The following is a 19,333-nucleotide window of genomic DNA, read 5'->3' on the forward strand; positions in this document are numbered from 1 at the left end:
CCGATGGCAATCGAGATCGCCGTCGAAACGCCGCTGCAGGACGATGTCCGCGCTTTGGTCGAGGAGCTCAACGCGACGCTGCTCGAACTGACGCCGCCGGAGCATTGCTACCATCTGACGGTCGAGCAGATGGCTGGCGACGACACCACCGTGTTCATCGCCCGCGACGACGGGCAAGCCATCGGTTGCGGCGCGCTGAAGCGCCATGACGCCCGCGTCGGTGAGGTCAAGCGCATGTACACGCGGCCCTCGCATCGCGGCAGGAAGATCGGCGCCAAGATCGTCGAGCATGTCGAAACGCTGGCGCGCAGCGAAGGGCTGAAGCGCCTGGTGCTTGAAACCGGCGACCGCCATCCCGCCGCCTGGACCGTCTACGAACGCGCCGGCTTCTCGCGCTGCGGGCCGGTGCTGGATTATCCCGATTCCGAGTGGTCGGTGTTTTACGAAAAGAGCCTTTGATGAGCGGATTGACCCATCTGACAATTTCGCAGGCGCGCGCCAAGCTGCGCGCCAAGGAGATTTCGGCCGTCGAAATCACCGAGGCCTATCTCGGTGCCATCGAGCGCGCCAATCCGGTGCTCAATGCCTACATCGTCGTCACCGGCGACAAGGCGCGCGATATGGCCAAAGCTTCCGACGCCAGGCTCGCCAAGGGCCAGGGCGGTGCGCTGGAAGGCATCCCGCTCGGCATCAAGGACCTGTTCGGCACCGAAGGTATCCACACCCAGGCCTGCAGCCATGTGCTGGACGGCTTCAAGCCGCGCTACGAATCGACCGTCACCGCCAATCTGTGGGCAGACGGCGCCGTCATGCTGGGCAAGCTTAACATGGACGAGTTCGCCATGGGCTCGTCCAACGAGACCTCCTATTACGGCCCTGTCGTCAATCCGTGGCGGCGTTCGCGCCTCGACACGGTGGTGATGCCGACCACGCATCAGGGCGATGGCGGTTTCGTTTCGGCCGGCGGCACCAAGACCGCGCGCACGCTGGACAATGCCCAACTGGTGCCGGGGGGCTCGTCGGGGGGCTCGGCTTCCGCCGTCTCGGCTTTCCTGTGCGCCGGCGCCACCGCCACCGACACCGGCGGCTCGATCCGCCAGCCAGCCGCCTTCACCGGCACCGTCGGCATCAAGCCGACCTATGGCCGCTGCTCGCGCTGGGGCATCGTCGCCTTCGCTTCGTCGCTCGATCAGGCGGGCCCGATCGCCCGGGACGTGCGCGATGCCGCGATCATGCTGAAGTCCATGGCCTCGGTCGACGCCAAGGACACCACTTCCGTCGACCGGCCGGTGCCGGATTACGAGGCGGCGATCGGCAAACCGATCAGGGGCATGAAGGTCGGCATTCCCCGGGAATACCGCGTCGACGGCATGCCGGAAGAGATCGAGGCGCTGTGGCAGAAGGGCATTGCCTGGCTCAGGGATGCCGGCGCCGAGATCGTCGACATTTCGCTGCCGCACACCAAATATGCTTTGCCGGCTTATTATATCGTAGCGCCTGCCGAAGCATCATCCAATCTGGCGCGCTATGACGGCGTCCGCTATGGCTTGCGCGTGCCGGGCCAGGACATTGTCGACATGTACGAAAAGACCCGAGCCGCCGGGTTCGGTCGGGAGGTCAAGCGTCGCATCATGATCGGCACCTATGTGCTGTCGGCAGGTTATTACGATGCCTACTATCTGCAGGCGCAGAAGGTGCGCAATTTGATCAAGCGCGACTTCGAGACGGTTTTTGCCGACGGCGTCGACGTCATCCTGACGCCGGCGACGCCGTCGGCCGCCTTCGGCATCGCTGACGAGGACATGGCCGCCGATCCGGTCAAAATGTACCTCAACGACATTTTCACGGTGACCGTGAACATGGCCGGACTGCCGGGCATTGCCGTGCCTGCCGGCCTCGATGCCAAGGGCCTGCCGCTCGGCCTGCAGCTGATTGGCCGTCCCTTCGACGAGGAAACCCTGTTCCAGACAGCCGCCGTCATCGAGCAGGCGGCGGGAACCTTCCAGCCGGAGAAGTGGTGGTAGCATGCCGCCTCCGTCTCGCATTTCCATCGTCGAGACGGGAAACGAACTGCTGATCACGAACCCGCCACGCACCTCGGATTTCAGGACAGTCTTTGTCCTGATCGGGGCCGCGATCGTCGCCTACACCGGCTACATGGGATTGACGGATATGTCGTCCGCAACGCTCACCAGCGGCACGCTCGGCCTGCTGTCCTTCGTGGCGGTCATTGCCCTCTTCACCTATTTCCTGGGCAAGGATTTCATCTGGCGGGTGTTCGGCAGGGAAACCCTGCGGCTGACCGACACTGCAGCCGTGCGCTCGGTGAGGGGTTCCTTGCGAAATCGGTGGTCACTGCCTTTGAAAGGGCATCTTAGGGTCGAAATCCTCGACCATACCTATCCCACGGACGAAGTGGGACTGTCGGAAGTCATCAGCTTGACCAACGCGAACGGCGTCCTTGTTTTCGGCAGGGAGTTAAGCCGCCTCGAAGCGGAAGCGGTAGCGAGTGCGGTCGAGCACTTCACCGGCCGTCACAATTTGAGCTGGAGATAGGCAGGCAATGTTCTTCTATCTCTCCAAGGTATTCTGGTTCTTCGTCCAACCACTCAACCTGGCGATCTTCCTGCTGCTTGCCGGCTTGCTCGCGGCGCTGATCGGCCGCCGGCGATTGGCGGCGACGGGCAGTGTGTTCGCCTTCCTGATTCTGGCGCTGTCGGCCTGGACGTCGCTTGGCGCCATGATGCTCAATCCGCTCGAAGAGCGCTTCCCAAAGCCGCCGCTGCCGCGGAAGGTCGACGGCATTGTCGTGCTCGGCGGCGGCTTCGAGGGCGCCATCAACTTGGCGCGCGGCGGCTATGAGCTGAATTCCGGCGGCGACCGCATGGTCGAGGCGGCGATCCTTGCCCGGCGCTTTCCCGAGGCGAAAGTGGTTATCTCGGGCGGCACCGGTGAACTGTTCATCGATGGCGAGGGGGATGCGGCCACCGCGCCGCGGCTGCTCGGTGCGCTTGGCGTCGACGCCGATCGCCTGATGCTCGAGAGCAAATCCCGCAACACCTATGAGAATGCCGTCTTAACCAAGGAACTGGTAACGCCGAAATCGGGCGAAACCTGGCTGCTGGTGACCTCCGCCTTCCACATGCCGCGCGCCAAGGCGCTGTTCGACAAGGCCGGCTTTCACACGGTCCCGTGGCCGGTCGACTATCGCACCTCGGGCAAGGAAGGCTTTGGCCTGTTTCGCGACAACGCACCCGATTCGCTGCAGACCACGACCATGGCGATCCGCGAGTGGATCGGGCTCGCCGCCTATTGGCTGTCGGGCCGGATCGACCAGCTTTTCCCCGGCCCGGGCGGCTGACCGATCACGGCTTGCCTTGCGGCGGAAAAGAACTGACGCCGCACCAGCACCGCCAGTAGCAGCAGCGTCGACAGCACGAACACGATCGGGTCGACGAACCAGCCGAGATAGCCGATCGAGAAGAACACCGCGCGCAGGCCTGAATTGAAATGCTTGCCGGCCAGCATGTTCATGCGCGCCGCGCGCCACACCGCCGTTTCGCTGACCGGGTTGCGTGACGCCTCGCCATAGGGGATCGGCACCGCGCCGATCAGGATCGTGCAGTAGTTGAAGAGACGGTAGGCCCAGCCGAACTTGAAGAAGGCGAAGGCCAGGATCAGGACCAGGCCAAAGACCTTGATCTGAAAGGCGGAGCGCGATGAGGTCGCGTTCAACGGCAGGTCGTTCAGCACGTCAAGGACCTGATCCGAGGCGCCAAGCAGCGCGAAACAGCCACCGAGCGCAATCAGCGAACTGGAGGCGAAAAAGGCGGTGCCTTGCTGCAGGCCGCTCATGATGGCGGTGTCGACGATGCGGATTTCGCGCTCGGCCATGGTGCGCATCCAGGCCTCGCGCTGCACGTTCATGGCCATCGTCAACGACACCCGGCTGACCAGTCTGCCGTCGGACGCCAGCGTATGCAGCAACCATGCGAGCAGGAAAAAAGCCAGCGCCGCCAGATCAGCCGTCGACAGATGGAAGGAATCGCCCATGCCCCCTTTTACCACAGGCAAAGCGGTCAGTTCGATGCTCCAAAGCATGTCGCCCAGAAGTGAGCTGCGGTTCTGGGACAACCACATGCATTAAAACAAGAACTTAAAGCGCGTCGCATGAATCCGTTTCAGCGCGACGCGCTTTCAGCCGGGGATGTCGCTGCCGGAGCAAACAAGGTCGGCAGGTGCAGCGCCGCAATCCGCAAAACAGCACAAACATCATGGAAAGTCCTATATGTAGGTCTTGATCCCATTCCCGGAGACGGCGCAGCGTGTTTCTTTCGGTTTTCGACCTGTTCAAGATCGGCATCGGACCGTCGAGTTCGCACACGATGGGACCGATGACAGCGGCGCGGCGGTTTCTCGACGAGATCGCCGGAGACGACTGGCCGCGCCCGGCCGGCGCGAAAGTTGATCGTCTGGGCGCCAGCCTGCACGGTTCGCTCGCCTATACCGGTATCGGCCATGGCTCGGATCGTGCCGTTGTCCTCGGACTTGCCGGCCTGACACCGCAGACGGTCGATCCCGATCAGGCCGAAGGCATCGCCACGCGCATCGCCGCCGAGAAGCGGATATCGCCACGCGGCCATCCCTCCTATCGCTTCGATCCGGCGACGGATCTGGTGCTCGACCGCAAGACGCCGCTCACCGGCCACGCCAACGGCATGGCCTTCTACGCTTACGATGTCGGCGACCGGCTGCTGCTCAAGCGCATCTATTATTCCATCGGCGGCGGCTTCGTGGTGTCCGAGGAAGAGCTGCAGCGGATGAAGGTCAAGGGCTCGGTGACCACAGAAGGCAAGAAGGTGCCCTATCCCTTCAAGAACGCCGTCGAGATGCTGAAGATGGCAGGCAAAAGCGGCCTGTCTATCGCCGACATGAAGCGCATCAATGAAGAGACGCATATGTCGCGCGAGGAGCTCGACAGCGGCCTTGATGCGATCTGGGGCGCCATGAAGGGCTGCATCGACCGCGGCCTGTCGCAGGACGGCATCATGCCGGGCGGGCTGAAAGTGCGCCGTCGTGCCCGCATGCTGCACGACAAGCTGCAGGAGCAATGGCAGCAGAACAAGCCCAACCCTTTGCTGGCCAATGACTGGCTGTCGATCTACGCCATGGCGGTGAACGAAGAGAACGCCGCCGGTGGACGCGTCGTCACCGCGCCGACCAATGGCGCGGCCGGCACATTGCCGGCGGTGCTGCGTTACTGGCTGCATTTCCACCCCGAGGCCGACCAGCCGAGCATCCGCGACTTCCTGCTCACGGCCGCCGCCGTCGGCGGCATCATCAAGACCAATGCCTCGATCTCCGGCGCCGAGGTCGGCTGCCAGGGCGAGGTCGGTTCGGCCTCGGCGATGGCTGCCGCCGGTCTCTGCGCCGTCATGGGCGGCACGCCCGAGCAGGTCGAGAACGCCGCCGAAATCGCGCTCGAACATCATCTCGGCATGACCTGCGATCCGGTCGGCGGCCTGGTCCAGGTGCCTTGCATCGAGCGCAATGCGCTCGGCGCCGTCAAGGCGGTCACCGCCGCCTCTCTGGCGATCAAAGGCGACGGCGTCCATTTCGTGCCGCTCGACGCCGCGATCGAAACAATGCGCCAGACGGGCCTCGACATGAACGAGAAGTACAAGGAAACCAGCCTTGGTGGGCTCGCCGTCAATGTCGTGGAATGCTGACCGTGCAACGCCACTGGCACTGTGGAGAAGTCGGGCAGGGCCGTTGACGCAATCGCGCGCCGGACTAAACCTTAAGCGATGGCACTCAATCTCCTAAAACTGTGCGTCGGTTGCGACAGCGTCGAGGACCTCGAAGAATGGATCGCCTTCCGCCTCGATGAGCGCCGCCGCGCCGGCGAACCCGCCGAGCACTGGCACACCACCCGCATGGTGCCGACGCGCGGCGCCGAGGTCACCGATGGCGGTTCGCTTTATTGGGTGATCAAGGGCAGCGTGCAATGCCGCCAGCTGATCACTGATATCAGGCCCTTCACGGACGACGAAGGCATCGGCCGTTGCCGCCTGATGCTCGACCTCGACGTCGTGCGCACCGACTGGCAGCCGCGCCGCGCCTTCCAGGGCTGGCGTTATCTCAAACCTTCGGATGCGCCCGCAGACATCGGCAAGGGCAAGGCCGGAATGGTCGAGATGCCGCCGAAACTAAAGCGCGAGCTCGCCGATCTGGGCTTGCTGTAGAGCCAAGGGAGCGGCCGCTTCTCCCAGAGCGTTGAGCGCTGGCCCTTCATCTTGTCCAAGGCTGGACTTGCAAGGGGGCCGACAACGCCACATCTTGCTTCTTATGAGCGACAAGAAGCAGCGTGTGCCCGCAAGGGCCGATCCTGCGCCGGTCAAGCCTCAATCCAATGCCGGCGAGATCGACGCCTTTATCCGTCAGGCCCGGACGCTTGTCGCGACCGGCACGGGCCGGCTGATCCTTGCCCTCGACGCAACGATGAGCCGCCAGCCGACCTGGGATCTCGCCATCAAGCTGCAGGGCGAAATGTTCGACGCCGTCGGCAAGGCCGGCACCCTCAGTGTCCAACTGGCCTATTTTCGCGGGTTGGGCGAGTGCCGCTCGTCGGCTTTTGTCGTCGACACCAATGCCCTGAAGCAGCTGATGACGCGGATCGACTGCCGTGCCGGCCACACCCAGATCGGCAAGGTGCTGGCGCATGCGCTAAAGGAAACGGCGGCGGCCAAGGTCAACGCTCTGGTTTATATCGGCGACGCCATGGAAGAGGACATCGACGACCTGGCGCAGAAGGCCGGCAGCCTCGGCCTGCACGGCGTTCCCGTCTTCGTCTTCCAGGAAGGTCATGATTCCGGCGCAGAAAGGGCGTTCAAGGAGATTGCGCGGCTGTCCAAAGGGGCTTGGTTCCGATTTGATCGGCGGGCTGCCGCGACCTTGGCCGGGCTGCTTTCGGCGGTTGCCGTCTATGCGACCGGCGGATTGAAGGCGCTCGAGGCAAGGGACAGGCCGGGAGACCGGCTGCTGATCGAGCATCTCAGGGGCGGCGGGAATTGATGGGCGCTATCATTGCACTTGTTGCACTGTTTCTGGTGCTGCTCGGCGCGGCGACGATCTTTGTCCGCGCCGATGCGCAAAAACTGGCAAGCGGCATGCGCACGCTCGGGCCGGTGCTTCTGGCGCTGGTCGGGCTCGCCGTTCTGGTGGTCGGGCGCGAAGGCTTTGCAGGCCTCATCCTGGCCGCGGCCCTTGCCTGGTACGGTTCGGTGCGGATGAAGCGGCCGTCGGTCGGGCCCGCGCCCGGCAAGCGCTCGACGGTGCGGACCGCCGCACTGGAAATGGAGCTTGATCACGAGACGGGCGGGCTTGAAGGCCTGGTTCTGGCCGGCCGCCATGAAGGCAAGATGCTGGGCGCGATGGGCCTGGCCGAGCTGCAGCAGCTTTACCGCGAACTCCCCGGCGACCCGGAGAGCCGCCAACTCCTAGAGACGTATCTTGACGGCCGTTTTCCCGTCTGGCGCAAAGACGCTGAGGCGAACGGTGGCGAAGGGCTGGGTGTTGCGCCAGGTGCGGGCGCCATGACTAAGGAGGAGGCCTACAAGATCCTTGGTCTTGAAGCGGGGGCCGCCGCGGCGGATGTCCGCAAGGCGCACCGCCGCCTGATGCAGCGCCTGCACCCCGACATCGGCGGCACGTCTTTCCTGGCGGCGCGGATCAACGAAGCCAAGGACGTCTTGCTCTCCAATCACAACTAGTCTCCTTCGACGCAGTAAATTTCCGGGAGATGGTTCCGACGCCGCCCTACTGTTGGACGGCGTAGCAGGCGATTTTCTTTTTCTTCAGGGCATTGCAGGCATTCCAGGCCGCGTCCTTCGAGCGGAAGCCGCCGAACCGGGCGCGGTAATAGGTCTCGCCATCCTTTTCGAAGGCGACGGTGAAACCGGAAGCAGCCCCAAGAACTTTGGGCGCCTGCTTGGCGGTCTTGTCGAGGAAAGCCTGGGCTTCGGACTGCTTGGGCGACGACGCCACCTGCACCGCCCAACCAGCCGGCACCGAGGCCGTGTTGACCGGGTCGACCGCCTGTGGGGATACAGGCGTGGGTTCGGCATAGGCAGCCACAATCTGCGCAGTTTCGACCTTCGGCGCCGTCACGATGACGGTCTTGACCTTCCTGGTCTTGACGACGGGGGCGGGCTCTTCGACCGCGGCCACCGTCTGTTCGTCGGCAGACTGGCCTTCAGCAGACTGCTCGTCAGCGGATGTCGGATCGTCATTGGACGCTACGGCATCGTCTTCAACGATCGGCTTGCCATCCGGCGTCGGCGCGTCATGCTTGGGCAGGAAGACCTTGGCCAGCGCCTTGACCGGATTGTCGCCGCCGGCCTTGGCGACCAGGGCGCCGCCGCCGCGGGTCGATGCGCGCGGCATGTAGGCGTTGATCAGGCCGGCCATCTGGTTGTCGCGGCTGCGCCCCGAAGTGCCGCCCATGACGACGGCGACGAGGCGGCGGTTGCCATCCGAAACCGACGAGACGAGGTTGAAGCCGGAGGCGCGGGTATAGCCGGTCTTGATGCCGTCGACGCCCTTGATGCGGCCGAGCAGACGGTTGTGGCCATTGATGCGCTGGCGGCCGTAAAGGAAGGAGCGCTGCGAGAAATAGCCGTAATACTGCGGATAATGTTCCCTGAGCGCTATGCCAAGCATCGCCATGTCGTGGGCGGTTGTGAACTGGCCGGGATCGGGCAGGCCGTTGGCATTGCGAAACACGGTGCCGTCCATGCCGAGCGCGCGCGCCTTAGCGGTCATCATGCGGGCGAAATTGCTTTCGCTGCCGCCGAGCAGTTCGCCGAGCGCGGTCGCCGAATCATTGGCCGACTTGGTCACCATCGACAGGATGGCGGTCTCGACCGAAACCGCTCCGCCCGCCTTGACGCCGAGCTTGGTCGGCGGTTCGGCCGCCGCTTTGGCCGAGAACGGCACCGGCGTGTTCCTGCTGATCCGGCCCTTCGCCATGGCCTCGAAGGTCAGATAGAGCGTCATCATCTTGGTCAACGACGCCGGGTAGCGCCGGCCGTTGGCATCGGAGGAATAAAGCACCTTGCCGGTCTTGGCGTCGACGACGATCGCCGAAGACCTGGCGGCCATCGAGGACGCGGCATCCGCAACGACAAATGACATCGCCAAAGCGAGGATCATGATCGTTTTGAGGGAAGATGCGGATTTTAAACCGAAGACCGACAACGCCTGACGCACTGATAGTTCCTTTGAAACTCATTGCCCTGGAGGCGGCAAAGGGATCCGACCTCACTTGTCGTCAAACTATCGCGGCCAGCGTTACCAATCCGTTTATGGTAACCGGCGCGTTCACCATTTTCCTCGGGCTTGAGCCTTTCTTTATTCGAATTTTAGCTGTTGCCGGCGCAGCGCGGCCTGATGCCGCTGAAATCTTGACTTTTGTGCAGCGCACAATATATTCTCGTGCATTGCACAACCGCGCTCAGGCAAGGGCGCTTCAAAACGCCAAGGGAAACGTCAAATGACCCAGACCTACGAGGACTTCTCGAAATACGGCAAGGAGTTTGCCGATACCGGATTGAAGAGCTTCACCTCGCTCTCCAAGGGCGCGCAGGCGATCGCCACTGAAGCTGGCGAATACACCAAGAAGAGCTTCGAAGCCGGCAGCGCCGCGGTCGAAAAGCTGTTCTCCGCCAAATCGCTGGAAAAGGCGGTCGAGATCCAGTCCGACTTCGCCAAGCAGAGCTATGAGAGCTTCGTTGCCGAGGCGACCAAGTTCGGCGATCTCTATGCCGATCTCGCCAAGGAGGCTTACAAGCCCTTCGAATCGATTGTCGCCAAGGCGAAGTAATTTCGCTCGAGAATACCAGGCACGGCCTTTCGGGCTTGCAAAACAGACCCGGTCGCGGATGCGCGGCCGGGTTTTTTCATGCCGGTTTCAATTCCGGGGCTTTGGCGGTTCACGATTTTGAAAATCGCCTCCGTTTGCCCACCTAGCCATATTGTCAGCTAACAAGAAGGGCTTAAAATCGTCCATCGAACACCTACATATCGAACTCGCCATGGGGATTCGAAAGAGGCAGGATTACGTGACTTCAGGTTTGACTGCCACGACAAGCGTGGTGCGGATGCAAAGTGACGGCGACGGCAATGAGGCCGGTCGCGGCACAGCCGTCATTACGCGCACCAAGACCAAGACCAAGAAGCCCAGCCTTTACAGGGTCCTCATCCTCAACGACGACTATACGCCCATGGAGTTCGTGGTTCACGTCCTGGAGCGTTTTTTTCAAAAGGACCGCGAAGCCGCCACACGCATCATGCTTCATGTTCACAATCATGGGGTGGGCGAGTGCGGGGTCTATACATTCGAGGTGGCCGAGACCAAAGTGTCTCAGGTCATGGATTTCGCCCGACAGAATCAGCATCCGCTGCAATGCGTGATGGAGAAGAAGTGAGGTAACATGCCGGCTTTCTCCCAAGGCCTGGAAAAGGCGCTTCACCAGGCGCTGACGCTCGCCAATGAGCGGCACCATGAATATGCAACCCTAGAACATCTGCTGCTCGCCCTCATCGACGACACCGAGGCGGCCGCCGTTATGCGCGCCTGCAACGTCGATCTCGACGAGCTGAAGCACACCGTTCTGACCTATATCGACACCGAACTCGACAATCTGGTCACCGGTTACGATGAGGATTCCAAGCCGACCGCCGGCTTCCAGCGCGTCATCCAGCGCGCCGTGATCCATGTGCAGTCATCCGGCCGCGAGGAAGTGTCCGGCGCCAACGTGCTCGTCGCCATCTTTGCCGAGCGCGAGAGCCATGCCGCTTATTTCCTGCAGGAACAGCAGATGACCCGCTACGACGCGGTCAACTACATCTCGCACGGCATCGCCAAGCGCCCCGGCGCATCGGAGACGCGCTCGCCGCGCGGCGCCGATGACGAGCAGGGCGGCCAGAACGGCGCCGAGCCGCAGGAGGAAGGCGGCAAGAAGAAGCAGCAGCAGGATGCGCTGACTGCCTATTGCGTCAACCTCAACAACAAAGCCAAGGCCGGCAAGATCGATCCGCTGATCGGCCGCGAGAGCGAAATCAACCGCACCATCCAGGTGCTGTGCCGCCGCTCCAAGAACAACCCGCTCTATGTCGGCGATCCCGGCGTCGGCAAGACGGCGATTGCCGAAGGTCTGGCCAAGCGCATCGTCGAAGGCGATGTGCCCGAAGTGCTGCAGGACGCCACCATTTTCGCGCTCGACATGGGCACGCTTCTGGCCGGCACGCGCTACCGTGGCGATTTCGAAGAGCGGCTGAAGCAGGTCGTCAAGGAGCTCGAGGATTATCCGGGCGCCGTGCTGTTCATCGACGAGATCCACACCGTCATCGGCGCCGGTGCGACGTCCGGCGGCGCGATGGATGCGTCGAACCTGTTGAAGCCGGCGCTGTCTTCGGGTGCCATCCGCTGCATCGGCTCGACCACTTACAAGGAGTTCCGCCAGTTCTTCGAGAAGGACCGCGCTCTGGTGCGGCGCTTCCAGAAGATCGACGTCAACGAGCCGACCATCGAGGACGCCATCGAGATCATGAAGGGCCTCAAGCCCTATTATGAGGAATTCCACAAGGTGAAGTTCACCAACGAGGCGATCAAGGCTTCGGTGGAACTGTCGGCCCGCTACATCAACGACCGCAAGCTGCCGGACAAGGCGATCGACGTGATCGACGAGACCGGCGCCTCGCAGATGCTGGTGCCGGAAGCCAAGCGCAAGAAGACGATCGGCATCAAGGAGATCGAAGCCACGATCGCCACGATGGCCCGCATCCCGCCGAAGACGGTTTCGGCCGACGACGAGAAGGTGCTGCAAGGCCTCGACATCGAGCTGAAGCGCGTCGTCTATGGCCAGGACACCGCCATCACCGCGCTGACCTCGGCGATCAAGCTGGCGCGTGCCGGCCTGCGCGAACCGGAAAAGCCGATCGGCTCCTACCTGTTCTCAGGCCCGACCGGCGTCGGCAAGACCGAAGTCGCCAAGCAGCTGGCTGCCTCGCTCGGCGTCGAGCTGATCCGCTTCGACATGTCGGAATATATGGAACGCCACACCGTCTCGCGGTTGATCGGCGCGCCTCCCGGCTATGTCGGCTTCGACCAGGGCGGCTTGTTGACCGACGGGGTCGACCAGCATCCGCACTGCGTGCTCTTGCTGGATGAAGTCGAGAAGGCGCATCCGGACCTGTTCAACATCCTGTTGCAGGTCATGGACCACGGCAAGCTGACCGACCACAACGGCAAGCAGATCGACTTCCGCAATGTCATCCTTATCATGACCACCAATGCAGGCGCATCCGATGCGCAGCGCGCGGCGATCGGTTTCGGATCGACCAAGCGCGAAGGCGACGATGTCGAGGCCATCAACCGGTTGTTCACGCCGGAGTTCCGCAACCGTCTCGATGCGATCATCCCGTTCGGTTCGCTGCCGGTGCCGGTCATCCATCAGGTGGTGCAGAAGTTCGTCATGCAGCTCGAGGCCCAGCTCTCCGAGCGGGGCGTCACCTTCGACCTGTCGTCCGACGCGATCGCCTGGCTGGCCGACAAGGGCTATGATGAGCGCATGGGTGCGCGGCCGCTCGGCCGGGTCATCCAGGAGCACATCAAGAAGCCGTTGGCCGACGAGGTGCTGTTCGGCAAGCTCAAGAAGGGCGGCACGGTGCGCGTCACCGTCGAGAAGAAGGAAACCGGCGAAACCGGCCTGAAGCTCGAATCACTGGCCGACGAAGCCCCGGTGCAGCCGAAGCAGGAGCCGGAAGAGACGCCGAAAGCCCGCAAGGCGGTGGCCAAGAAGCCCGTCGCCAAGAAGGCGGTGGCGCAGAAGCCTCAGCCCAAGGGCAAGGACGAGCCTGAGCCCAAGGGCAAGGATGGCGGCAAGCGCAGCCTGGTGCCGCAACTGCCGCGCAAGAGCTGAAAGGTTCGCCTATGAAGGGCCCGGTGACGGGCCCTTTTTTCATTGGCTGGCCGGTTTGCCGACACAGCGCCCCTGCTTTTCAGGGCAGATGTTGTTAGGTCAGGCGGCGACGCCCTCGGGTGCAAACTTGCCCAGGAAGTACCCGCACGCCTTCCAGATGGCGATCGAAATCAGAACGCTCGCATAGCCATCCACGGCATAATGCCAGCCAAGGACGACCGAGCCGACCATGATGATTGCGGCGAATGCCCACATCAAAAGGCCGGCCAACCGTGAGCGGCGTGTTGCATAAAGCGCGAAAAGCACCGCCATCGCTACATGCATGGACGGGAAGGCGGATATGCCGAGACTGCCTGGCGTCGCCCCGATATAGCCGCTCCACACAATGTCCTGCGTGCTGAGCGCCCAGATCGGATAGATGCGATCGGCGGCGGCGAGTGCTTGCATCAGGGAATGATAGTCGCTGCCCAGCCCCAGTCGCTCGTAAAAGCACGGCCCTGCCGAAGACAGGCCCATCGCCAGGAAAAAACCCGCCAGTATCCACACGAGCATGAAGCTCATCAGGAACTGGTGACGCAGCTTCGTGTCCCTGCGCGTGATGCAAGCGATGAAGACCGAGGCGATAAGGACGACGAACCAGGAATTGTAAGCCAGGTTGAACGATCTTACGGCGAGCGGCGACTGGACGATAAACCACAGCCATTCATGGGGCGCTCGGCCGAAATGCAGCACCCGGTCGGCCTGAGCCAATGCGTGATCCCATGCGAATGGCGAAAGGATCGCGACCGCGCCTTTCAACACACCGAAAGCGGATATGAGCGCAATGCACGCGGCCAGACCATTCAGGCTGTTGGCGTTGCGCTCGGCGTCGCCGAAGACGCCGCCGATCGATCGCAGAAAAGTGCCGAGCGGCTCAGGATCCCGCTTGATGAGTGCAAGGTGAAAAAAGCTGCCGAGTGCGAAGGCGCAGCCACCGATCCAGAAAGCGAAAAGAAGGTATTGGGAATAGTCTTCCAGCACGCCGAAATCCGGCATGTTTCCGGTGCGCAGGCCGACCGCGGCTGCCAAAAGCAGGGCAGCGATGGCCATCGCGTGCAGCAGGCGGTGTCGCCGGTACGCGTCCGCCAAGGTGCGCAGAAAGGCCCGCCCGGCAGCTGCTTTTACCAACGGCTCTGATGTCGCAACCGAATGTTCCACGATTTTGAAAACCCAAACGCATCCCGGTACGGAGCACGTTATCACGGCGTGGTTTGATATTTTCCTAACCGACGTGGTGGATTGTGGCTGAGCGCATCGCCCTGAGGCGCGCGCCACCTCAACCGTTCAGCGCTGCTCGGATCTTCGCCGCGTTCTCCGTCAGCACTTCGGGCTTCTCCATCTGCCCCGTATGCGGCTTGAGCGCGATGCCTTCGAACCGCGGGATGACATGGACATGTAGGTGGTAGACGGTCTGGCCGGACGCCGGTTCGTTGAACTGCAGGATGGTGACCCCGTCAGCGCCGAAAGCCTTTTTGACCGCCAGCGCGACCGTTTGGACCCTGGTGAACAGCCGGCCGAGCGTCGCGGGATCGGCATCGAGCAGATTGCGCGACGGTGCTTTGGGCACCACCAGCGTGTGACCGGGGCCTTGCGGCATCACATCCATGAAGGCGACCACGGCATCATCCTCGTAGATGCGGTGCGAGGGGATTTCGCCGCGCAGGATCTTTGCGAAGATATTGCTGGGGTCGTAGGCCTCGGTCATGGCGGCGCTCCGGGAGTATGCTCCCGGTGTAGCGAAGCTGTCCCGGACCGGCAAGATGGTCAGGTAAGATGGTCAGGCGAGGGCAGGGGCGGATCGCTATTCCTCAAGATCCTTGCGGAACGGCGTATGCTCTTCCAGAATTTCGCCCATCCGCTCGACCTCGCGGCGTTCCCGCCGGAGATAGTCGGCCACAGCATTGCGCAGGCCGGGATGTGCGATGTAGTGCGCCGAATGCATGGTCACGGGACGGTAGCCGCGCGCCAGCTTGTGCTCGCCCTGCGCGCCAGCCTCGACCACCTTCAGCTTGCGCTCGATGGCGAAGTCGATGGCCTGATGGTAGCAGACTTCGAAATGCAGGAACGGGTGGTCCTCGATGCAGCCCCAATTGCGGCCGTAGAGCGCATCGGAGCCGATGAAGTTGATGGCGCCGGCGACATAGCGGCCATTGCGCTTGGCCATGATCAACAGGATGTCCTGGGACATGCGCTCGCCGATCAGCGAGAAGAACTTGCGGTTGAGGTAGGGCCGGCCCCATTTGCGGCTGCCGGTATCCATATAGAAGGCGAAGAAATCGTCCCACGCCTTTTCGGTCAGGTCCTTGCCGGTCAGCCGGTCGATCGAGATACCGTTGACGAGCGCCTCGCGGCGCTCCTTCTTCATCGCCTTGCGCTTGCGCGATGCCAGCGTGGCGAGGAAATCGTCATAGGTCGAAAAGCCTTCGTTGAAGAAGTGGAACTGCTGGTCGGTGCGGTGCAGGAAACCGGCTGCTTCCAGCGTTGCAATGTCGCTTTCCCTGGCGAAGGTGACATGCGCGGAGGACACGCCGAGCTTTTCCGTCACCGCCTTCAAGCCCGCTGCGAGACCGGCCTTCACAATGGCGCTGTCCTCGCCCTTGCTGACCAGCAGGCGCGGGCCGGTGACCGGAGAGAACGGCACGGCGCATTGCAGTTTCGGATAGTAGTTGCCGCCGGCGCGTTCGAACGCATCGGACCAGCCGTGGTCGAAGACATATTCGCCCTGGCTGTGCGATTTGAGATAGCAGGGCACGGCGCCAAGCAATCTGCCTTGGGCATTTTCCAGTCTGAGATGATGACCTTGCCAGCCGGTACGCCGCACGGCGCAGCCGGAATCTTCAAGCGCGCTCAGAAAAGCATATGAAACGAGAGGGTTATAGCCGTTTTCTGTGTCGCTGCGGGTTGTGCCGGTAAAGCCGTTCCACTCATCGCAGGTGAAAGCATTGATGCCGGCGGCGACGCGGATGGAAAACTCCGCATTCGCCGTTTGCCCGTCACCTTCATCACCCTGATCCATGGGACTTATTTAAGCTCTGTCGGGGCCGCTACAAGTCACGTTTGAGGCACTCCCATCAGGCGACTTTCACCAGATCGGGTTCGAACCCTTCGAACGTCATCTGGTCGGCGTATTTGAAGGTGAGATCCACCGCCGGCTGGTCATGCACCGTCCAGGTGATGACAGGCATTTTAAGCCTTTCGCGCACGAAGCTGACGAACGGGTTCGGCAGATCGCCCGCGGCATAGGAGGTGAAGGCGAGGTCATGTGCCAGCATGGCAAAATGCGCCTCGATCAACTGGTTGTCCCTGCCATAGGCGGTCAGCCCACCCGGAATGCCAGGCGCATCCCTGGGGAAATCGCGGACCAGCCAGTGGTCGAACGACATGATCGCCGCCTTGCCCTTGTAGCGCTCCAGCATCTTGCCGACGCTTGCCACCAAGCCCTCGTCGTAACCGGGCACACCCTTCAGTTCGACAACCATCGGCACACGGCCGTCGACCAGGTCGAGCGCTTCTTGCAGTGTCGGCACATGGTCCTTGGTGCCGCCGATCCTGAGCGCCGCCAGTTCCGCTGCCGTGCGCTGCCAGACGAAGCCGTCCTGGCCGGTCAACCGCCTGAGATCGCCGTCATGAATGATGACGGGGACGCGGTCGGACGACAAATGCACGTCGCATTCGATCGCATAGCCGCGCTCGGCGGCAGCCGCGAAGGCCGACAGCGTGTTTTCCCAGCGCGTCTTGTTCATGTCGTGAAAGCCGCGATGCGCCACCGGGCGGGCGGTCAGCCAGGAAAGGTCGGTCATTGTCTTGGTCCTGCTCATGCGACCTCGAAGACGGCTTCGATTTCCACTGCGGCATTAAGCGGCAGACAGGCGGTGCCGACGGCGGAGCGGGCATGCTTGCCGCGCTCGCCAAGGGCGGCGACCAGGAAATCGGAGGCGCCATTGGCGACCAGATGCTGCTCGACGAAATCCGGCACTGATGCAACAAAGACGGTGATCTTGACCAAACGCTGGATTTTTTCGAGATCGCCAAGTGCTGCTTTTGCCTGGGCCAAGACATTGATTGCGCAGTACTTTGCGCCTTCCTTGCCGGTTGCGGTATCGACGTCGCGGCCGAGCAGGCCGCTTGCCTGCAGCTTGCCGTCCTTGAGCGGCAACTGCCCGGCGGTGAACAAAAGATTGCCGGACCTGCAATAGGGCACATAGTTCGCGGCGGGCGCTGCGGCGGCAGGTATCGTCACGCCGAGATCGCTTAGCCGCTTTTCGATTGTTTCACTCATGGTATTTCCCTATTGCTTGGAGACGCCGCGCTGGCCGGGCCGAAATTGCTATTTTTGCCTCGCTTCCGCCACGACTTTTTTTAAGCTGGACCATCTTTACCTGCGGCCTGCCATCAGCTGCGACGATCGGAGCCCCTTATGCGCGCAACGCGCCTTGCCTTCCACGCCGTTCTCTTTCCGGTGCTGTTCTCGATGGCTCCAGCCTTTGCCGTGCCGGCGCTGCAGGCGCATCGCGCCGTCTACGATCTTACCCTCGACAAGGCGTCGGACCGCTCGGGCATCACCGGGATTTCCGGCCGCATGGTCTATGAGTTCAACGGCTCGCCCTGCGAGGGCTATACGGTAAAATTCCGTTTCGTCACCCAGATCGCCACCGGCGACAACACCAGGCTGACCGACCAGCAGACGACCACGTTCGAGGACGCCGAAGGCAAGACCTTCTCGTTCGTGACCAAATCCTTCGTCGACCAGAACCTAGACAAGGAGGTCAAAGGCACCGCCACAAAAGAGACCAAGGGTCTCAAGGTCGATATCGACAAGCCCGAGAAGAACAGCCTGGAACTCGCCGCCACCCAGTTCCCGACCCAGCATCTGGTCGAACTGATCGGCAAGGCCGAGAAGGGCGAGAATTTCTACGAAACCAGCCTGTTCGACGGTTCGGAGGATGCCAACAAGGTGATGACCACCACCGTCATCGTCGGCAAGAAGGCCGAGGGCGACAAGGCCGACCCCGAAGCGCCGGCGCTGGCCAAGCTTGCCGGCGACAAATACTGGCCGGTCGACATCGCCTATTTCGACGAGACCGACAAATCGGGCGAAGAGGTGCCGGAATACCGCATCAGCTTCAAGCTGCACGAGAACGGCATCACCCGCGACCTCACAATGGACTATGGCGAGTTCTCGATGACCGGAAAGCTGGTCAACCTGTCGCTGTTCGATCAGACCAAGCCTTGTCCGGTCTCGAAATAGCAACAATGCGGCGCTGGCCACGGCAGGCTTGATGGCAGTTCCCGATGGCGGTCTATGTCGATGCGGCGATCTGGAAATGGGCCGGCCATCGCTGGTGCCACCTGATGGCCGACGATACGGACGAACTGCATCGTTTCGCCGCCGAGCTTGGCGTCAAGCGTTCGTCCTACCAGGGGCCGCCCAGGACATCGGCGCCGCACTATGACATAACCGGCTTCGAGCGCGACCGGGCGGTGCGGCTCGGCGCCATCGAATGCAGCCGCGAGGAGATCGTTGCGATCTTCAGGCGCGTACGGGTACCCAACGGAAAGGGCCGATCGTGACGCTAATGGCATTCCTGGCTTATTGCCTTGCCATCACACTTGCCGCCGCCACGCCGGGACCGGCGATGTTCACGGTGATCACCAACGGCGTGGCACGCGGCTTCCTGCGTGCGTTCGTCGCCGGAATGGGCATTGCCGCCGGCGATGCCGTGCTGGTCACCCTGGCACTGCTCGGGCTGGTGGCGCTGGCCCAGACCTTCGAATGGGTGTTTCTCCTGTTGAAATACGCCGGTGCGGCCTACCTGATTTTCCTCGGCATCAAGATGTGGCGGGCCGCGGCCGCGCAATCGGCCGCGCAAGGAATCCCCCAAACCGGATTGTCGCGGTCGTTCCTGCTTGGCGCCTCCGTGGCGCTCGGCAACCCGAAGGCGATCCTGTTCCACGCCTCGATCATGCCGCTGATCCTCAACCTCGACACCATGACGTTTGCCGACGGCCTGCTGGTGGTGGCAGTCGTCGTCGGCGCCAATATTCTCACCATTGGCATCTACGCCGCGCTGGCGGGCAGGGCATCCGGCTGGTTCAGGACGCCCGGACGCATGCGGCTGATGAACCGGTTCGCCGGCAGCGCCATGATCGGCACCGGAGCGCTGATTGCCGCGCGCTGAGCGATGAAGCACCTCACCGCTTGCGTTTGCAGCGCTTCCCCTCTATATGCGCGCTCATTCCACACACGGACTTTGGTGTCTGCCCGGGAGAAATCCGGCTGAAACCTCCGGTGGCGTTCGAGGACAAAGTCC

General features: G+C 62.5%; 22 protein-coding genes. 15 read left to right on the plus strand and 7 right to left on the minus strand.

Annotation, left to right across the window (positions count from 1 at the left end; all coding sequences use genetic code 11):
• The first annotated feature begins 3 nt into the window (after nt 1–3).
• From NKI10_RS10805 to NKI10_RS10820, 4 genes are read left to right on the plus strand one after another with little or no spacing between them, the layout of a single operon-like run.
• The gene (locus NKI10_RS10805; protein ID WP_023726661.1) at nt 4–459 is read left to right on the plus strand and encodes a GNAT family N-acetyltransferase; all 456 of its coding nucleotides are present in this window, start codon (nt 4–6) and stop codon (nt 457–459) included.
• Complete coding sequence (locus tag NKI10_RS10810; protein WP_023734345.1) at nt 459–2,024, plus strand: amidase family protein; 1,566 nt, start codon at nt 459–461, stop codon at nt 2,022–2,024. Before NKI10_RS10805 ends, NKI10_RS10810 begins: the two co-directional genes overlap by 1 nt.
• Before the next feature lies 1 nt (nt 2,025).
• Nucleotides 2,026–2,556, plus strand: coding sequence for a hypothetical protein (locus tag NKI10_RS10815; protein ID WP_023671002.1), 531 nt, complete (start codon nt 2,026–2,028; stop codon nt 2,554–2,556).
• A gap of 7 nt (nt 2,557–2,563) precedes the next feature.
• Entirely contained in the window at nt 2,564–3,361 is a 798-nt protein-coding gene (locus NKI10_RS10820) for a YdcF family protein (protein WP_023734347.1), read from the plus strand.
• On the opposite strand, the gene NKI10_RS10825 is transcribed toward NKI10_RS10820, so the two are convergent.
• On the minus strand, nt 3,310–4,053 hold the full coding sequence (locus NKI10_RS10825) for a DUF599 domain-containing protein (RefSeq protein ID WP_352653224.1): 744 nt from the start codon (nt 4,051–4,053) through the stop codon (nt 3,310–3,312). The genes NKI10_RS10820 and NKI10_RS10825 overlap by 52 nt on opposite strands.
• A gap of 272 nt (nt 4,054–4,325) precedes the next feature.
• Here NKI10_RS10825 and NKI10_RS10830 point away from each other — a divergent pair, with 272 nt between their 5' ends.
• From NKI10_RS10830 to NKI10_RS10845, 4 genes are all read left to right on the plus strand, one after another.
• Complete coding sequence (locus NKI10_RS10830; protein WP_352859851.1) at nt 4,326–5,729, plus strand: L-serine ammonia-lyase; 1,404 nt, start codon at nt 4,326–4,328, stop codon at nt 5,727–5,729.
• Between the two features lie 78 nt (nt 5,730–5,807).
• The gene (locus tag NKI10_RS10835; protein ID WP_023671006.1) at nt 5,808–6,245 is read left to right on the plus strand and encodes a DUF1489 family protein; all 438 of its coding nucleotides are present in this window, start codon (nt 5,808–5,810) and stop codon (nt 6,243–6,245) included.
• A 103-nt stretch (nt 6,246–6,348) separates the two neighbouring features.
• On the plus strand, nt 6,349–7,074 hold the full coding sequence (locus tag NKI10_RS10840) for a VWA domain-containing protein (protein WP_352859853.1): 726 nt from the start codon (nt 6,349–6,351) through the stop codon (nt 7,072–7,074).
• Complete coding sequence (locus NKI10_RS10845; RefSeq protein ID WP_352859855.1) at nt 7,074–7,772, plus strand: DnaJ domain-containing protein; 699 nt, start codon at nt 7,074–7,076, stop codon at nt 7,770–7,772. The genes NKI10_RS10840 and NKI10_RS10845 overlap by 1 nt, the downstream gene beginning before the upstream one ends.
• Nucleotides 7,773–7,818: 46 nt before the next feature.
• On the opposite strand, the gene NKI10_RS10850 is transcribed toward NKI10_RS10845, so the two are convergent.
• Entirely contained in the window at nt 7,819–9,213 is a 1,395-nt protein-coding gene (locus tag NKI10_RS10850) for a D-alanyl-D-alanine carboxypeptidase (protein ID WP_023748392.1), read from the minus strand.
• Nucleotides 9,214–9,281: 68 nt separating this feature from the next.
• On the opposite strand from NKI10_RS10850, the gene NKI10_RS10855 reads away from it, so the two are divergent.
• From NKI10_RS10855 to clpA, 4 genes are all read left to right on the plus strand, one after another.
• Complete coding sequence (locus NKI10_RS10855; RefSeq protein ID WP_023726657.1) at nt 9,282–9,557, plus strand: hypothetical protein; 276 nt, start codon at nt 9,282–9,284, stop codon at nt 9,555–9,557.
• A complete protein-coding gene (locus NKI10_RS10860) occupies nt 9,554–9,883 on the plus strand; it encodes a phasin family protein (RefSeq protein WP_023671011.1) in 330 nt (109 codons plus the stop codon). Before NKI10_RS10855 ends, NKI10_RS10860 begins: the two co-directional genes overlap by 4 nt.
• Nucleotides 9,884–10,160: 277 nt before the next feature.
• Complete coding sequence (gene clpS / locus NKI10_RS10865; protein WP_023671012.1) at nt 10,161–10,487, plus strand: ATP-dependent Clp protease adapter ClpS; 327 nt, start codon at nt 10,161–10,163, stop codon at nt 10,485–10,487.
• A gap of 6 nt (nt 10,488–10,493) precedes the next feature.
• Complete coding sequence (gene clpA, locus NKI10_RS10870; protein WP_023684681.1) at nt 10,494–12,983, plus strand: ATP-dependent Clp protease ATP-binding subunit ClpA; 2,490 nt, start codon at nt 10,494–10,496, stop codon at nt 12,981–12,983.
• Between the two features lie 99 nt (nt 12,984–13,082).
• On the opposite strand, the gene NKI10_RS10875 is transcribed toward clpA, so the two are convergent.
• The 5 genes from NKI10_RS10875 to NKI10_RS10895 all read right to left on the minus strand — a co-directional run bounded on the left by NKI10_RS10875 (nt 13,083) and on the right by NKI10_RS10895 (nt 17,301).
• The gene (locus NKI10_RS10875; protein ID WP_245265788.1) at nt 13,083–14,225 is read right to left on the minus strand and encodes a phosphatase PAP2 family protein; all 1,143 of its coding nucleotides are present in this window, start codon (nt 14,223–14,225) and stop codon (nt 13,083–13,085) included.
• 73 nt (nt 14,226–14,298) lie between these two features.
• Complete coding sequence (locus NKI10_RS10880; RefSeq protein ID WP_023742447.1) at nt 14,299–14,727, minus strand: HIT family protein; 429 nt, start codon at nt 14,725–14,727, stop codon at nt 14,299–14,301.
• A gap of 96 nt (nt 14,728–14,823) precedes the next feature.
• Nucleotides 14,824–16,038: a GNAT family N-acetyltransferase gene (locus NKI10_RS10885; protein WP_352859860.1), complete on the minus strand. Its 1,215-nt coding sequence runs from the start codon at nt 16,036–16,038 to the stop codon at nt 14,824–14,826.
• A gap of 55 nt (nt 16,039–16,093) precedes the next feature.
• Nucleotides 16,094–16,822 carry a glycerophosphodiester phosphodiesterase gene (locus NKI10_RS10890; protein ID WP_352859862.1) on the minus strand — a complete coding sequence of 243 codons (729 nt, stop codon included), beginning with the start codon at nt 16,820–16,822 and terminating at the stop codon, nt 16,094–16,096.
• 14 nt (nt 16,823–16,836) lie between these two features.
• Nucleotides 16,837–17,301 carry a RidA family protein gene (locus tag NKI10_RS10895; RefSeq protein WP_023684686.1) on the minus strand — a complete coding sequence of 155 codons (465 nt, stop codon included), beginning with the start codon at nt 17,299–17,301 and terminating at the stop codon, nt 16,837–16,839.
• A 138-nt stretch (nt 17,302–17,439) separates the two neighbouring features.
• On the opposite strand from NKI10_RS10895, the gene NKI10_RS10900 reads away from it, so the two are divergent.
• From NKI10_RS10900 to NKI10_RS10910, 3 genes are read left to right on the plus strand one after another with little or no spacing between them, the layout of a single operon-like run.
• Nucleotides 17,440–18,270, plus strand: a complete 831-nt coding sequence (locus NKI10_RS10900) for a cell envelope integrity EipB family protein (protein WP_023688583.1) — start codon at nt 17,440–17,442, stop codon at nt 18,268–18,270.
• Between the two features lie 44 nt (nt 18,271–18,314).
• Complete coding sequence (locus tag NKI10_RS10905) at nt 18,315–18,593, plus strand: DUF4031 domain-containing protein (RefSeq protein WP_023671020.1); 279 nt, start codon at nt 18,315–18,317, stop codon at nt 18,591–18,593.
• A 5-nt stretch (nt 18,594–18,598) separates the two neighbouring features.
• The gene (locus tag NKI10_RS10910; protein WP_352859897.1) at nt 18,599–19,201 is read left to right on the plus strand and encodes a LysE family translocator; all 603 of its coding nucleotides are present in this window, start codon (nt 18,599–18,601) and stop codon (nt 19,199–19,201) included.
• The last annotated feature ends 132 nt before the right edge of the window (nt 19,202–19,333 follow it).

This window comes from Mesorhizobium sp. M0802 (genome assembly GCF_040320115.1).
Taxonomy (GTDB): Bacteria; Pseudomonadota; Alphaproteobacteria; order Rhizobiales; family Rhizobiaceae; genus Mesorhizobium.

What these genes read in the sequence shown, in the direction of transcription:
- clpA (WP_023684681.1), top strand. Translation starts at nt 10,494, where the DNA reads ATGCCGGCTTTCTCCCAAGGCCTGGAAAAGGCGCTTCACCAGGCGCTG.
- NKI10_RS10850 (WP_023748392.1), bottom strand. Translation starts at nt 9,213, where the DNA reads ATGATCCTCGCTTTGGCGATGTCATTTGTCGTTGCGGATGCCGCGTCC.
- NKI10_RS10840 (WP_352859853.1), top strand. Translation starts at nt 6,349, where the DNA reads ATGAGCGACAAGAAGCAGCGTGTGCCCGCAAGGGCCGATCCTGCGCCG.
- NKI10_RS10860 (WP_023671011.1), top strand. Translation starts at nt 9,554, where the DNA reads ATGACCCAGACCTACGAGGACTTCTCGAAATACGGCAAGGAGTTTGCC.
- NKI10_RS10845 (WP_352859855.1), top strand. Translation starts at nt 7,074, where the DNA reads ATGGGCGCTATCATTGCACTTGTTGCACTGTTTCTGGTGCTGCTCGGC.
- NKI10_RS10895 (WP_023684686.1), bottom strand. Translation starts at nt 17,301, where the DNA reads ATGAGTGAAACAATCGAAAAGCGGCTAAGCGATCTCGGCGTGACGATA.
- NKI10_RS10810 (WP_023734345.1), top strand. Translation starts at nt 459, where the DNA reads ATGAGCGGATTGACCCATCTGACAATTTCGCAGGCGCGCGCCAAGCTG.
- NKI10_RS10825 (WP_352653224.1), bottom strand. Translation starts at nt 4,053, where the DNA reads ATGGGCGATTCCTTCCATCTGTCGACGGCTGATCTGGCGGCGCTGGCT.
- NKI10_RS10900 (WP_023688583.1), top strand. Translation starts at nt 17,440, where the DNA reads ATGCGCGCAACGCGCCTTGCCTTCCACGCCGTTCTCTTTCCGGTGCTG.
- NKI10_RS10835 (WP_023671006.1), top strand. Translation starts at nt 5,808, where the DNA reads ATGGCACTCAATCTCCTAAAACTGTGCGTCGGTTGCGACAGCGTCGAG.
- NKI10_RS10820 (WP_023734347.1), top strand. Translation starts at nt 2,564, where the DNA reads ATGTTCTTCTATCTCTCCAAGGTATTCTGGTTCTTCGTCCAACCACTC.
- NKI10_RS10890 (WP_352859862.1), bottom strand. Translation starts at nt 16,822, where the DNA reads ATGACCGACCTTTCCTGGCTGACCGCCCGCCCGGTGGCGCATCGCGGC.
- NKI10_RS10815 (WP_023671002.1), top strand. Translation starts at nt 2,026, where the DNA reads ATGCCGCCTCCGTCTCGCATTTCCATCGTCGAGACGGGAAACGAACTG.
- NKI10_RS10885 (WP_352859860.1), bottom strand. Translation starts at nt 16,038, where the DNA reads ATGGATCAGGGTGATGAAGGTGACGGGCAAACGGCGAATGCGGAGTTT.
- clpS (WP_023671012.1), top strand. Translation starts at nt 10,161, where the DNA reads ATGCAAAGTGACGGCGACGGCAATGAGGCCGGTCGCGGCACAGCCGTC.
- NKI10_RS10805 (WP_023726661.1), top strand. Translation starts at nt 4, where the DNA reads ATGGCAATCGAGATCGCCGTCGAAACGCCGCTGCAGGACGATGTCCGC.
- NKI10_RS10905 (WP_023671020.1), top strand. Translation starts at nt 18,315, where the DNA reads ATGGCGGTCTATGTCGATGCGGCGATCTGGAAATGGGCCGGCCATCGC.
- NKI10_RS10880 (WP_023742447.1), bottom strand. Translation starts at nt 14,727, where the DNA reads ATGACCGAGGCCTACGACCCCAGCAATATCTTCGCAAAGATCCTGCGC.
- NKI10_RS10910 (WP_352859897.1), top strand. Translation starts at nt 18,599, where the DNA reads ATGGCATTCCTGGCTTATTGCCTTGCCATCACACTTGCCGCCGCCACG.